The following is a 13,794-nucleotide window of genomic DNA, read 5'->3' as shown; positions in this document are numbered from 1 at the left end:
GCATTGGTTGGCTATTATTGCTCTGAATTATGGAAAAAATAAGCTCAAATCTCAAAGGATTAGCAATTGCTCTGGTCGGAGCTTTAATTGCCAAATATTTGCATATTCCCTTGCCTTGGTTGCTTGGACCTTTATTGACGGCCTTATTGTTCGGTAGTGTTGGTCATCCACTTGCCTGTGACCCCCAGTGGCGACGCATAGGGCAGGTCATTATTGGTATGGCTTTAGGCCTATACTTTTCACCAGCTTTGGTACAGGCAGTGGCAGCATATTGGGGCTTTATCCTCATAGGTTTGGCATGGTCACTTGTGTTGGGTACGTTGCTGGCTGGATTGCAATATCGAGTTAATACCTTGGATTGGGCAACTGCATGGTTTTCTTCGGCCATTGGTAGCGCCAGTGAAATGGTGAATATTGCAGAGCGACACCAAGCTCAAGTCGATAAAGTCGTTGCCGCTCATAGCCTAAGAATTGTGATTCTGGTTGTGCTGGTCCCAATTTTTATGGAGCTTTATTTTCATGTCGAATGGACTGGTTTAAAGATACCAGTGTCGGATCAATTTAGCTTTTTTCAGGTCTTCTTACTGTTTTGTCTGGCCCTGTTTGTTGGTCAGGTTTTTCAATTTTTTAATCTTTTAAACGCTTGGATTTTGGGGCCACTCGCCATTATTGGGTTATTGTCATTTTGCGGAATACTTCAGATGAAATTGCCTGAATGGTTTACTGCCTTTGGTCAAGTCTGTATTGGTTGGTCACTAGGTAGCAAGTTTCCATTTAGCTTTTTAAGGAAAAATAAAAAATTTATTGGAATCACACTGATATTCAATTTACTGGCTTTAGTACTATCGATCAGCGTTGCTTTATTACTGGTTAATTTAAGTCATACAGAAAAACAAATCTTGATTTTAGGCCTTTCACCCGGAGGCATCGCAGAAATGTCACTGATGGCTAAAGCTCTTGGACTCGCAGTACCCATCGTCGTTTCTTTCCAACTCTCAAGATTAATTTTTGTAATTCTCACTACGCGCTTTTTTTATCAATACAGTCTGCAATTGTTTTTTAAATCTAAAAAGTAAGACCCTTTTTTAACATAAAAACTTTGTTGTGCTTACCGCTATAAAAATCATAACTTTTCAATATGGCATCTACGGTCAAATCATTGGCGTTTGGAGCTAAGCAGAAGCATTCAAATCTACATAAAGTGAGGAATCAAAATAAAAAATATCCAGGATGGATCCATGAGTTTTGTTGTGAATAAAAAAATATTGATCTTAGGAATAACTTCAATTTGCACAAGCACCTTACATGCGGCTGCATTTGATAAAACAGGGCAGTCTGTAGCGGCATTTTTACAACCGGGTAACTATTTTGAAGCAAGTTTAGGAATCACAGATGCCGATTTAAGTGGTGTAGAGTCCGGTACCAACCCTTCACATCATTCAATTTCAGATATAGCCAACACCGATTATCGACCTACCGCAGCGTTAAAACTACAGTTAGCACCGCAGTATTCATTTGGCTTGCTGTATGATCAACCTTTTGGTGCCGACACAGAATATTCAGGCCTAAATGGCTTTGTTGCAACGCCAAAAGACATGGTTATGTTACCTGGCATTGCAACAGCAGGACTTGCCAATGCTACTTCTGGTCAGGCTCCTACAGGAAATGCAAAATCAGAATTTGATATACAAAATTTAAGCTTTATTTTGGGATATCAACCCACAAAGAACTGGAATCTTTATGCGGGGCCAGTCTATCAAACCTTTAAAAGTCAGGTTGAATTAAGAGGTAATGTATTTAGTCTTTACAACGGCTATGACTTTCACACCAAAACTGTAGGTGACTTGGGATGGTTAGCAGGGCTTGCCTACCAGATTCCGGAAAAAGCTGTGAAAGTCTCATTAACCTACCGTTCAGCCATTACTCACAAACTAAACGCGACTGAAAATGCCCCACTCATTGAGATGTTAAGCACTCAACAAGGTCGTGATTTAGTTAATCAGCATCTAGACTACATGATTTCTATTGGTCAGATGACTCCACAAAAGAAAGCTTACTTAAATCAGATTATTGCCAATTTGCCAGAACAAGAAGATACAGGTACAACAAAATTTAAATCTCCTGATTCAGTGAATTTGGAGTTCCAGACCGGACTTCGTCAGGGAACGTTACTGTTTGGTAGTTTACGCTGGGTAAATTGGAGTGATCTCGCTCTACAACCTTATCGCTTCGGTGAGATCTCAAAAGTTGTTGGCGTACTATCAACGCCAAGCCGTCCGGAAGGTTTTAATTTGGTTCGTTATTATGACGACCAATGGTCTTTAAATTTAGGGGTTGGACAACGCTTTTCACCTAAATGGTTAGGCTCTGTGTCGGTTGGATGGGATTCAGGAGCAGGTGATAAAGTGTCAACGGGTGGCCCAACCAAGGGATATTACAACTTGGGCGTGGGTGCTCAATATAGCCCGACATCGCAATACTTTATTTCTGGTGGCGTGAAGTATTACTGGTTAGGTGATGCAAAAGCTCAGCTTGGCGCGCAAGCAGGTAGTGACTATTATGTAGGTGAGTTTAAGGATAACCACTCAGTCAGCTATGGCTTAAAAATTGGATATAAATTTTAAAATTAAATCAGTCATTTATAAGGTTTTAATTACATGAATAAAATCATTAAAAACAGCCTATTTTTAGGATTATCGACTTTCATTGCAGGTTATGGAACTCTCCTTCATGCGGAAGCAAGTCCAACAACTTTGCCGGCGGTTTCGCAAAAAGCGTTAACCATTATTGATACGCAAACAGAGTGGTTAAATAAGGTCTATAAAGACATCCATGAACACCCTGAACTTGGGTTTATGGAAACGCGTACCTCAGCAATTGTTGCCAAAGAACTTAAGTCACTGGGTTTTGACGTTAAAACGGGAATAGCCAAAACAGGCGTGGTTGGCATTTTAAAAAATGGTGAAGGGCCAACAGTCATGTACCGTGCCGATATGGATGCCAACACTGTTGAAGAAGCGACTGGTTTACCATACGCGAGTAAAGTGCGTGTAAAACTTGATGATGGAACTGAAACACCTGTAGCACATATGTGCGGTCATGATGCACATGTGACATGGATGCTCAGCATGGCAAAAACATTAGTCGCTTTAAAAAAGGAATGGAGCGGAACTATTATTTTAGTCGCGCAACCTGCCGAAGAGCCGATCACAGGTGCAAAAGCTATGGTGACCGATGGCTTATGGACAAAATACAATTTACCAAAACCTGATTATTTCTTTGCAGTGCATACCACGCCTGCACCTGTAGGCGTAGTCATCAATGCACCAGGGCCACGTATGGCGGGAACCGATCAGCTTGATGTTTTATTTAAAGGTGTGGGTGGGCATGGTTCACTACCAATGCTCACCAAAAACCCAATTAGCATGGCGGCCAATGCAGTAAATCAATATCAAACCATTATGGGTAACGCAGTTGATCCGCAACAAGCGGCAGTGTTATCGATAGGCTCAATTCAGGCTGGAAATTCGAATAACGTGATTCCTTCTACAGCATTGGTCAAAATGAACTTGCGCTGGTTTGATCCTAAAGTGCGTGAAACCATGTTAAATAACATTAAGTCTATGAGTGAAGGCGCGTCTCAAATGCAGGGGATGGGTAAAGACCAAATGCCGACCTTTACTTTTAAAGGTTCAAGCACACCTGTAATTAACAATAAAGAATTTTCGGCACGTTTAAATGGGCCTTTAAAAGCATTATTAGGCGATAAACATGTTCTAACTGAGTATCCTGCGGTTATGGGGTCAGAAGATGTTCACCATTTATTAGGCGACCAAAAAGACATTCCGTTTAACTTTATGTTTATTGGTGTGGCAGACCCAGTTGTGTTTGCAAATGCAGTCAAACAAGGCAAACCTGTGCCTTATATTCCACATAGTCCAAACTACATTGTTGACTTAAAAGCTTTGCCAGTGGGTGCTAAAGTCACTACAGTTTCGATGCTAGAACTGCTTACTAAAAAGTAAGTTACTCATAAAAAAAGATGCATTCACATGCATCTTTTTTATCTAAGTTTTTAAAAGTTAAGAGCAAGCCAGATATTTTTCTCGATAATGGATAGGTGATAAATCGGTCCAGCGGCGAAACGCGCGGGTAAAACTACTTACATCGGTAAAGCCAAGAATATAAGCAATCTCAGTAATATTATGGCTTGAGTTTTTAATATACGATAAGGCGAGCTCATGCCGAGTCTGATCAAGTAACTCACTATAAGAGGTGTTTTCGGCAGAAAGTTTGCGTTGCAGACTCCGTATGCTTAAGCCCAGACTTTTCGCAACATCTTGTTGTTGAAAATCACCTGTAGATAATTTTTCAATTAATTTTACTTTCACTCGTGCCAATATATTTTCTTTATCGAGCCGTGCCAGATAACGATTAATAATTTCATCATATTCTTGGGTGAGAGTCGGATTTGCACCTTCTAGTGGTTGTTCTATGGTTGCCGTGTCAAACACAATCATGTCTTTGGGTGCATTAAACACAATCGGGGCTTTTAAAATACTCTGAAAAGTTTCTAGATCTTCGGGCTCTGAACGTCTAAGTTCAATGCGTAATGGCGAAAAAACAGAACCTTGTAACGCACGACTTGAACGAATAAAAACAGAGATAAATGCATCTATTGACTCGGGCTGAACTTCGTCGGGAACATGAATAACAAAATAATGATTATTTCCTTGCCCATAAAACTCTAACTCTGGAATATCCGTAACCACACGAAAATAACGAATAATTCTTAGAAACATCTCTTTTAGGGTGGTGCTGGTAATCAGTGAATGCCCTAACACATGAAAAGTATTTTGATTGACTTGGCTGGCAACTTTAAGGCCAAAACATGAATCTTGAGTTTTCTGAACTGCTAATTTCCATAAATTTGCTGTTTGTTTTAATGAATATCGTGCATCAGGATTACTCAGAGCCTGAATATCTAAACCTGCTTGTTCTAATAAAGGTTGACTATCAACACTGGCTTTTTCAAGCGCTTTTTGAATCGCTTTTACCCAGCTAGCTAGTGCCGTTGCTGTCTGTGGCATGTTATGTCCTATAACTTGTGATTCATATTCCTGTGAACAGTATAAAAGATTCAAAACTAAAAAATCTTTTGTTTGTTTTGAATCTTTTTATTTTGGCATCCATAGCCAATAGATTGGCGTTTCGAGCTAAGCACACTTAGGGTGATCTAAATAAAGTAGGGGCATGAAAAACTGAGGAATAACGGATGACCTACATATATAAAAATCCTGCCGGAATGACCGATAGCGAAAAAACCGAACATATTAAAAAAGTAGTAACAGCAGAAGGCGTGGCTTTACGCAAACGCCATCCTATTTTGAACCATCAAAATGCCATTGGGGCGATGATTCTATTTATATCTTTGGTCGGCATGATAGCGACTGCCGTGCTCTATATAAATCATCAACTTTCAGCTTGGTTTGCAATTCCAATTATTGCTTTTTTTGCATCGCTCACCCATGAGTTAGAGCATGACCTGATTCACTGGATGTATTTTAGAAAGAAACCATGGGCACATCATTTAATGATGGGCTTAGTCTGGTTAGCTCGACCAAGTACCATTAACCCGTGGAAACGTCGTGAGCTGCATTTTAACCATCATAAAAACTCGGGCACCGAAGTCGATTTAGAAGAAAGAGCTTTAACCAATGGAGAGCAATGGAGCATACGCCGACTCATCGCGATTGGTGATAACGGCTTGGCGGTCTTGTTCCGTATTATCTCTGCAAGCAATTGGACGGTTAGAAAAGTCATTTTTAAACGTGCATTTATGGCTTATTTTCCGTTAGGAATTATTCATTGGTCGCTGTGGTATATCTTCTTAGGTTTTCACGCAGTTGATTTAGCTGCAAGCTTGGCAGATGCACCAATTGCTTGGTCGGCTACCACTTTAAATATTATGCATGTGATTAATATTTTGACTGTTGTTTGGATTGCACCGAATGTGCTGCGTACCTTCTGCTTGCACTTTGTGACTAGCAATATGCATTACTACGGTGACGTTGAATTGGGTAATGTCATTCAACAAACTCAAGTATTAACGCCGTGGTGGATGACTCCGTTCCAATTGTTTTGCTTTAACTTTGGTTCAACGCATGCCATTCACCATTTTGTGGTGAAAGAACCATTCTACATTCGCCAAATGACCGCACCAGTTGCCCATAAAGTCATGCGTGATATGGGAGTACGGTTTAACGATGTCGGAACCTTTAAAAGAGCAAATCGTTGGAATGTAAATGATTTATCAGAGTCAAAAAGTTAAAACATAGCTTTTTATCTCACTCAAATGGACTGAGTTCTGTACGAAGCGCTCAGTCCATTAACCATAAACTCACTATACAGTTTCTTAAAAAATAACTAGCTCTACTGAAACTTAGTAAAAAGCAGAATTACGCCTAAGACACATAAGATTGATCCAATCACCTTATTAATCTGTACTTGCTTGGCTAACATTTTTTGTCTCAGTAGCATGGATGAAAACAGTACAGCCACCAGTGAAAACCATACAAAATGAGCAAAAGACATAAAAAAGCCATAAGCCAAAAGAATCGATTTAGGCGTGGTTAAACTCACAATTTGTGTATAGGTGCTAATCACAAATAGCGTGGTTTTAGGGTTCAGGGCATTGGTAAAAAAGCCGTACTTTATGGCTTGCAAAGTACCTATAGAAGTTAAAGCAGCAGTGTCTAAAACAGGTTTTTGAGTAAAAGTTTTATAGCCAATATAAATCAAATAAAGCGCGCCAATATACTTAACAATATTCAAAATTTGTGGCGTATAAGTCATCACAAAGGCAACGGCGACTAGTGTATAGGTCACATGTACCAACACACCAAGCGATATTCCCAGTGAAGTGAACACACCTATTTTTCTGCCGTACAGATAACTATTTTTCGTAACGATCGCGAAGTCAGCGCCAGGGCTAACCACCGCTAAAATCGTTATGAGAATAACCGCAATAAACTCTGCCATTATCTTGCACCCTCACTGAAAACGAGGGGATTAATCTGTACTTTTTGGAATGTATTTGAGAGGAGAACTGTTTTGCTTAAAGCTGTTATTCTTTTCGTGAGAAAGATTGGGGCTTTACATTTCGGAAGATAGATATCGATATCTAATATATTTTTCATCATCTAAAATAGGATTTAATAAAGATGATTTTTATTTTGAACAGAAACCTAAAAATAAAAATCGATAAAAACGACTATATATCTATGAGTTTTTGGAATGATTGAAAGAATATCGCTGAATTCATTAAAGTTTTTCTACTTTGTGGCGAAGTATGGCAGCGTCACTTTAGCTGCAAAGAAATTATTTGTGACGCAAAGTGCGGTCAGTAAACAGATTTATAATTTGGAAGAAGCTTTAAATACGACTTTATTCGATCGTAAAAATAAAACACTTGTGATGACCGAGCAGGGCGAAATTTTACTGAGTTGTTGCCATCAAGTTTTTGGTCAACTCGATGAATGTTTAATAGAACTCAGCCAGCCTAAAACTCACAACAAGCAACTGGTCTTGTCGTGTGAACCGACGCTTTCCATGAAATGGCTCATTCCTCGGTTATCAAAATTTAAAAAGCTCGGGCATGATTTTGAAGTTGTGCTACTCACAGCAGGCGGTGTGGTCGACTTTGAAAAAGATAATATTGATATCGCGATTCGCAGAAATGACTTTGATTGGGGAGAGCATATCTATAGCGAAAAGATTGCCGATGAATATATCGCTTTAGTTCAAGCAACCAAGCCATCGGAAACAACCGACGTACTCATTTCGACCTCTAGACCGAATTTTTTCAAAAATATCACTCGCATTGCTGAGTTAAAGCAGAGTTTAAAAGACTACGCTAAAGTTGAACTCGAACATTTTTATCTATGTTTAGAAGGTTGTTTGGCTGGACTCGGCGCAACGGTCATCTCAATTTATATGATTGAAAAAGAGCTTGAGTGGAACTTACTGAAAAAAATTTCACCTGTTGTGCAAGATAATTCAGCCTATTTTTTACTTTCTCATAGTGCTTTTGAGGAAGATTCACGCAAAACCATATTTTTAGAATGGCTAAAAGCAGAGATGAATGAAAGTCAGCACACATTACTTTAGGTTGATTCTTTCTAACTTAAATTTTTGCTATTAAGTATTTGAAAGTAATAATTAATATTTAAAATGATTAAAGTGCCGTGTGAGCGCCGTATCTTGAATTTCTGTTGTCTAAAATTCCCGAAGATGAAAAATATTTAACTTCATACTTATTTATTAAACCCTAAACATGAATTTCACTCAGTTTGTAATGAGACTAAATCATTTTTATTCATGTTCTGATTACGGTATAAATCTATTCATGCTCTGAAGCGCTCCAGTAATTCACTTTGATAAGACCATAAGGCACAAAACTGACAAGTCTGGAAAGTTTAAAAAGAGCAAAAAGTTTTTATTTAGGTTTTATCTAAGAAATTAGGGTACTGATCACAATGAGTAAAGAATTTACATTTACGATTAAGAGTATTTGTTTCGATGAGAACTATCGTCCAGCAGACAATACACGTATTACAACCAACTTTGCTAACTTGGCAAGAGGGATGAGCCGCGAAGAAAATTTGCGCAATACATTGCAGATGATCGACAATCGTTTCAATGCCTTAGCTCATTGGGACAACCCTAAAGGCGACCGCTATGGCGTTGAACTTGAAATCATTTCAGTTGAAATGAATATTGATGCCGAAAATCGTACCAGCGGGCTTCCTCTCATCGAAATATTGAAAACCAATATTGTTGATAAGAAAACCAATGAACGCATCGAAGGTATTGTGGGCAACAACTTCTCGTCTTATGTACGTGACTATGACTTTAGTGTGCTGTTGTTAGATCACAACAAAAACAAGTCGACTTTTAGCACGCCAGAGAAGTTTGGTGAATTGCACGGTAACTTGTTTAAGAGCTTTATTAACTCTGAAACTTATAAAGCCAACTTTAAAAAGGCGCCTGTGATTTGCTTAAGCGTTTCGACGACTAAAGAGTACCACCGTACTGAAAACGAACATCCAGTTTTAGGTGTTGAATACAAGCAAGAAGACTATTCACTCACTGATGAATATTTTCAAAAAATGGGCTTAAAAGTTCGCTACTTCATGCCGCCAAATAGCGTTGCGCCGTTAGCGTTCTATTTTACAGGCGATTTGTTGAGTGATTACACCAACCTTGAGTTGATCAGTACCATTAGTACGATGGAAACGTTCCAAAAGATTTACCGTCCTGAAATTTACAACGCAAATTCAGTGGCTGGAAAATCTTATCAACCAAGCTTGAAACACGAAGATTATTCACTTACTCGAATTGTGTATGACCGTGAAGAACGTAGCCGTTTGGCTATTGAGCAGGGGAAGTTTGTTGAAGAGCAATTTATCAAACCATACCAAGCGATTCTTGAGCAGTGGTCTGCTAATTACGCTCCTAATTAATCAACATACGGGTCATTGATCATGAAAAAATTATTACCAACTTCAACTGCTGGCAGCTTACCAAAACCGTCTTGGCTTGCAGAACCTGAAAAGCTTTGGTCGCCTTGGAAACTTGAAAATGAAGGCTTAGTTGAAGGTAAAAAAGACGCGTTACGTTTGGCATTGCACGAACAACAACTTGCAGGCATCGACATTGTGAGCGATGGCGAACAAACCCGCCAACACTTTGTGACCACGTTTATTGAACACTTAAATGGGGTAGATTTTGAGAAGCGCGAAACTGTACGTATTCGTGACCGTTACGATGCAAGCGTACCCTCCGTTGTAGGTGCGGTGTCTCGTCAAAAGCCTGTGTTTGTTGAAGATGCTAAGTTTTTACGTCAGCAAACCAATCAGCCAATTAAATGGGCATTACCTGGCCCAATGACTATGATTGATACGCTTTACGATGGTCACTACAAGAGTCGTGAAAAACTTGCTTGGGAATTTGCAAAAATCTTGAACCAAGAAGCGCGTGAGCTCGAAGCTGCTGGTGTAGACATTATTCAGTTTGACGAACCTGCATTTAACGTATTCTTTGACGAAGTAAATGACTGGGGCATCGCGACTTTAGAGCGTGCAATTGAAGGTCTAAAATGTGAAACTGCGGTGCACATTTGCTATGGTTACGGCATTAAAGCCAACACTGACTGGAAAAAGACACTCGGTTCTGAATGGCGCCAGTACGAAGAAGCTTTCCCGAAACTTCAAACGTCTAACATCGATATCATCTCGTTAGAATGTCACAACTCACATGTGCCTATCGATTTACTCGAACTCATTCGTGGTAAAAAAGTCATGGTTGGCGCAATTGATGTTGCATCTAACCAGATTGAAACACCAGAAGAAGTGGCTAACACACTACGTAAAGCGCTTCAGTTTGTAGACTCTGACAAGCTTTACCCTTGCACAAACTGCGGTATGGCGCCTCTTTCTCGTGAAGTGGCACGTGGCAAGCTAAATGCTTTAAGTGCAGGTGCAGAAATCGTTCGCCGAGAACTGACTGGTTATGATCTTACTGCTTAATATTTACCAATAAGTGGTATAAAGGGTTACTTTTTTGATAGCAGTTGATAATCAAACAAGTAACCCTCATTTTACTTACTACATGTCGCTCTAATCAGATCGCATGTCGATAGTACCTTCCTGATGGAGTTGGGCGGTATAGCAAACACACAGGACAAGGTACGGTTCAATTTAGGAATAATGTCATGGTTCAAGCAACAGACTTTAGAAATGCAATGTCTTTACTCACAAGTGCAGTTAGTGTTGTGACTACGGCAGGCATGTCTGGCCGTTTTGGATTTACTGCCTCTGCTGTTTGTAGTGTGACTGACACACCGCCAACATTATTGGTGTGTATGAACCAATCTGCGAGTTCACATGCACATTTCCTAGATAACAAAATCTTAACTGTGAATGTTTTAGGCGCGCACCACGAACATATTTCAAAAGCATTTTCATCCAAACTCACACCAGAAGAGCGCTTTAAACATGGCGCATGGATTGAGTTAGAAACGGGTTCACCTGTGTTGGATGATGCTTTGGTAAGTTTCGATTGTGAGATTGAGCAAATTCAACAAGTCGGCACACACACGATTTTTATATGTCCGATTGTGGCGATTAAACAAAGCCAACATGACCAAAGTTTGGTTTATTTTAACCGTGCTTATCACCAAGTGGGACAGACAGAGATTGTCTAATCCCACTTTCCATTTTGTTGTTTCAAATTAAAAGTTAAAAGATAGAAATGAATAAGCATGGATCGCTTCACTTAATTTAAAAATACAATTAAATATAATATCTAAAATAATAATTAAGTTAATCTAATGAAAAACAATAAGAAATTTAATTACTTGTCATAAAAGCTACATTGACACCTCTAAACTCTCGGATTATCCTTTGCGTGCTGGCCACATTGCCAGCCGGCTTTGACAGGCTGAATGAAAGATCGCATCAGAGTTATTCCGTCTGAGGGATAGTCTTATGCGTAAACTCCTCGTCTCCTCCCGTAGCGGTAGGACGGGAGAGGGACACCTTCGGGTGTGCTGGTTAAATCTTTCACCAGTCTGTCAACCCTCTTTCGTTCTGCCACCATAATTCTAAATGAATGCTTTGGCAGAACTCCCAAAATCAGGAGTTGGCTATGCACATCCATCATTTCTTGGCCCTCAGTGTCAAAAGCTATAACGACACAACTTAAAAATTTAAAGCAGCTTGAACGCCATAAGGTTTTCAGGCTTTAAGTCATTTTTACTTAAAACTTAGCAAAACAAAACTTGAGATGTGCCAAGCACCGTCTTACGGCTTTGCTGTGCCTTTTTTCTCCCAGAAAGGGCACAGGCTTTTTATCTCATTTAGAAACAACAAGAATTTATAACGGTAAAACTATGCCAACTTTAGAAAGATCTTCCAAAAAATTACAGGTTGTTCAAACCGCTATCCAACTCTTTACCACGCATGGGTTCCATAATGCAGGCGTAGACTTGATTATCAAAAAATCCAAAATTCAAAAAGCCACATTTTATAACTACTTTCAATCGAAAGAACGCCTTGTTGAAATGTGTCTAATCTTTCAAAAAAGCCGACTTAAAGAAGAAGTTCTGGCAATTGTCTATTCACATCGCTACCCAACCGCAGCCGATAAACTCAAAGAAATTGTTCGTTTACATGTGGATGTGAATAGCCTTTACCATCTTTTGTTTAAAGCCATTTTTGAATTAAAACTGCTTTATCCACGGGCTTACCGCATGGCAGTTGAATACCGTAAATGGCTACTTAAAGAGCTTTTTGATTTGGTCTTTAGTCTGCAAACCAACAAACCCAAACCCGATGCCAACATGGTTTTAAACTTAATTGATGGCTTGATGCTACAGGTTTTGAGTTCAAATAGTGTGGATGAGCGGGATGTGGTGTTGGAGAGGTTTTGGGAGGCTTAGAACCGATCTATATATGACCTCTTTACCTTATGGGGAGAAGTAGGTTGAAAAGCAAATTGAGCTAAACCTAATTCTGTAAGCCTAATTTTCATTGTTTCTTGAGAAACGTTAAAAATTTCAGTCAAAGGTAAAATGATTTTTCTATAATTTTCAAAATTGCATGGTTGTGAATCAATGTATAGGGGTGCGAAACCTCTATTCCTAATGCCATAATGTTGTAAATAATAGTTTAAAGTCGCTTTTAACCGATTTTCAGGCAGTAGTAAGCAACCCGCAAAATAATTTGCTTGAAATTCTAGACGATCAATATTCTGAGTAATTTCTATATCTACAGAATGAGATTCCATAGCTGGTGAAAAGCTCTCTGAAATTATATATTTGCTATGGTTAAGAAAAATATGTGCTATTTCATGTGCTTTTGCAAAATTAATTTGATGTTGAGAAAAGAAGCCACTTCCAAAAATGGTAATAGTTTTTAATTTGGTTTCTAGCTTACCAATAATATTGGGATGTTCAGGAGTATCAATCTCAATAAGTTTATAACCTAGAGTATTTATTATGTCATTTAAATCTATCTCATCGTTTTTATAAAATTTATCAAATAAATTTTCTGCAAGAATACTTAACTCTTTTTTAGATTTATAAGGGATAGTTTTAGAGTATGAATTCACACGGTGTTGTGTGAAAAATTCTTTTGGAGATACATCTTTCTGCAAAGAAAGGAAATCATAAATTAAATCTTTTGGAATGCTTGTAAAGCGTAAGGGGGTCTGAATAAAGATATTCGTAGAAGAAATATCTTGGAAATTTTCTGAAGTGAGAGCATTACTTATAATTTCATCGTTATTCTTTATTCTATTAATGGTTCGATTAAGAATAACTTCATGCTTTTCTTGAGTATTTGCAATTCGCCAAAGGCCAATTTTTCTATTTTTTGCAACATTTAGTGCGCTTTTTTGGAAGCCCTGTGTGGTAATGAAAATAGCTATAATATTATGTAAGCCAACTTGTGAAACTTTAGCAGAAAATTCTTCAATATCATCAACAGGAACATTGTTTGAATAATTTTTACATTCAATCAGCATAGTAATGTAGGGGGCTGGTTGATCTAATAAGTAAACTTCAATAGCTACGTCGAAGATAATATAATCCTCTCGATCCTTTGAATAATATTTCTTTTGCTTGAGAGGTGGATCAGGAAATTTGAACAACACTTATAAGTGATATTTTGCTCCCCAAATGATGTTATAAACATCAATATATGGAGTATTTTATGGCACGTAGACCAAGAA

The 13,794-nt window shown here is 38.6% G+C and carries 12 protein-coding genes; 9 read left to right on the top strand and 3 right to left on the bottom strand.

What is annotated here, in order from left to right; all coding sequences use genetic code 11:
- Window positions 1–29: 29 nt before the first annotated feature.
- The 3 genes from WBW42_RS17035 (at window position 30) to WBW42_RS17025 (ending at window position 4,025) form a co-directional block, all read left to right on the top strand.
- Complete coding sequence (locus WBW42_RS17035; RefSeq protein ID WP_032056942.1) at window positions 30–1,076, top strand: AbrB family transcriptional regulator; 1,047 nt, start codon at window positions 30–32, stop codon at window positions 1,074–1,076.
- A 162-nt stretch (window positions 1,077–1,238) separates the two neighbouring features.
- On the top strand, window positions 1,239–2,624 hold the full coding sequence (locus WBW42_RS17030) for an outer membrane protein transport protein (RefSeq protein ID WP_032056941.1): 1,386 nt from the start codon (window positions 1,239–1,241) through the stop codon (window positions 2,622–2,624).
- Between the two features lie 33 nt (window positions 2,625–2,657).
- Window positions 2,658–4,025, top strand: a complete 1,368-nt coding sequence (locus WBW42_RS17025) for an amidohydrolase (protein ID WP_032070531.1) — start codon at window positions 2,658–2,660, stop codon at window positions 4,023–4,025.
- Between the two features lie 57 nt (window positions 4,026–4,082).
- Here WBW42_RS17025 and WBW42_RS17020 read toward each other — a convergent pair whose 3' ends face one another.
- Complete coding sequence (locus tag WBW42_RS17020) at window positions 4,083–5,090, bottom strand: AraC family transcriptional regulator (RefSeq protein ID WP_032056939.1); 1,008 nt, start codon at window positions 5,088–5,090, stop codon at window positions 4,083–4,085.
- A 215-nt stretch (window positions 5,091–5,305) separates the two neighbouring features.
- On the opposite strand from WBW42_RS17020, the gene WBW42_RS17015 reads away from it, so the two are divergent.
- Window positions 5,306–6,331 (top strand): fatty acid desaturase, encoded by a 1,026-nt coding sequence (locus WBW42_RS17015; protein ID WP_080777005.1) that lies wholly within the window; start codon window positions 5,306–5,308, stop codon window positions 6,329–6,331.
- Between the two features lie 101 nt (window positions 6,332–6,432).
- On the opposite strand, the gene WBW42_RS17010 is transcribed toward WBW42_RS17015, so the two are convergent.
- Window positions 6,433–7,041 (bottom strand): LysE family translocator, encoded by a 609-nt coding sequence (locus WBW42_RS17010; RefSeq protein WP_045126543.1) that lies wholly within the window; start codon window positions 7,039–7,041, stop codon window positions 6,433–6,435.
- A gap of 255 nt (window positions 7,042–7,296) precedes the next feature.
- On the opposite strand from WBW42_RS17010, the gene WBW42_RS17005 reads away from it, so the two are divergent.
- The 5 genes from WBW42_RS17005 (at window position 7,297) to WBW42_RS16985 (ending at window position 12,502) form a co-directional block, all read left to right on the top strand.
- Window positions 7,297–8,169, top strand: coding sequence for a LysR family transcriptional regulator (locus tag WBW42_RS17005; RefSeq protein ID WP_032056936.1), 873 nt, complete (start codon window positions 7,297–7,299; stop codon window positions 8,167–8,169).
- Between the two features lie 368 nt (window positions 8,170–8,537).
- Window positions 8,538–9,524: a DUF1852 domain-containing protein gene (locus WBW42_RS17000; RefSeq protein WP_000031350.1), complete on the top strand. Its 987-nt coding sequence runs from the start codon at window positions 8,538–8,540 to the stop codon at window positions 9,522–9,524.
- 21 nt (window positions 9,525–9,545) lie between these two features.
- Window positions 9,546–10,589 carry a methionine synthase gene (locus WBW42_RS16995; protein ID WP_000735359.1) on the top strand — a complete coding sequence of 348 codons (1,044 nt, stop codon included), beginning with the start codon at window positions 9,546–9,548 and terminating at the stop codon, window positions 10,587–10,589.
- Window positions 10,590–10,774: 185 nt separating this feature from the next.
- Complete coding sequence (locus tag WBW42_RS16990; RefSeq protein WP_000249487.1) at window positions 10,775–11,266, top strand: flavin reductase; 492 nt, start codon at window positions 10,775–10,777, stop codon at window positions 11,264–11,266.
- A gap of 687 nt (window positions 11,267–11,953) precedes the next feature.
- Complete coding sequence (locus WBW42_RS16985) at window positions 11,954–12,502, top strand: TetR/AcrR family transcriptional regulator (protein WP_032056935.1); 549 nt, start codon at window positions 11,954–11,956, stop codon at window positions 12,500–12,502.
- On the opposite strand, the gene WBW42_RS16980 is transcribed toward WBW42_RS16985, so the two are convergent.
- Complete coding sequence (locus WBW42_RS16980; RefSeq protein WP_284106480.1) at window positions 12,499–13,716, bottom strand: ImmA/IrrE family metallo-endopeptidase; 1,218 nt, start codon at window positions 13,714–13,716, stop codon at window positions 12,499–12,501. The two genes, WBW42_RS16985 and WBW42_RS16980, sit on opposite strands and share 4 nt — an antisense overlap.
- Window positions 13,717–13,794 lie beyond the last annotated feature (78 nt).

The organism is Acinetobacter sp. LT1, from assembly GCF_059800965.1.
This window is presented reverse-complemented; position numbering and strand designations above follow the sequence as displayed.

Bases quoted from the DNA above. Each gene is read 5' to 3' on its own strand.
- WBW42_RS17035 (WP_032056942.1), top strand. From the start codon at position 30: ATGGAAAAAATAAGCTCAAATCTCAAAGGATTAGCAATTGCTCTGGTC.
- WBW42_RS17030 (WP_032056941.1), top strand. From the start codon at position 1,239: ATGAGTTTTGTTGTGAATAAAAAAATATTGATCTTAGGAATAACTTCA.
- WBW42_RS17025 (WP_032070531.1), top strand. From the start codon at position 2,658: ATGAATAAAATCATTAAAAACAGCCTATTTTTAGGATTATCGACTTTC.
- WBW42_RS17020 (WP_032056939.1), bottom strand. From the start codon at position 5,090: ATGCCACAGACAGCAACGGCACTAGCTAGCTGGGTAAAAGCGATTCAA.
- WBW42_RS17015 (WP_080777005.1), top strand. From the start codon at position 5,306: ATGACCGATAGCGAAAAAACCGAACATATTAAAAAAGTAGTAACAGCA.
- WBW42_RS17010 (WP_045126543.1), bottom strand. From the start codon at position 7,041: ATGGCAGAGTTTATTGCGGTTATTCTCATAACGATTTTAGCGGTGGTT.
- WBW42_RS17005 (WP_032056936.1), top strand. From the start codon at position 7,297: ATGATTGAAAGAATATCGCTGAATTCATTAAAGTTTTTCTACTTTGTG.
- WBW42_RS17000 (WP_000031350.1), top strand. From the start codon at position 8,538: ATGAGTAAAGAATTTACATTTACGATTAAGAGTATTTGTTTCGATGAG.
- WBW42_RS16995 (WP_000735359.1), top strand. From the start codon at position 9,546: ATGAAAAAATTATTACCAACTTCAACTGCTGGCAGCTTACCAAAACCG.
- WBW42_RS16990 (WP_000249487.1), top strand. From the start codon at position 10,775: ATGGTTCAAGCAACAGACTTTAGAAATGCAATGTCTTTACTCACAAGT.
- WBW42_RS16985 (WP_032056935.1), top strand. From the start codon at position 11,954: ATGCCAACTTTAGAAAGATCTTCCAAAAAATTACAGGTTGTTCAAACC.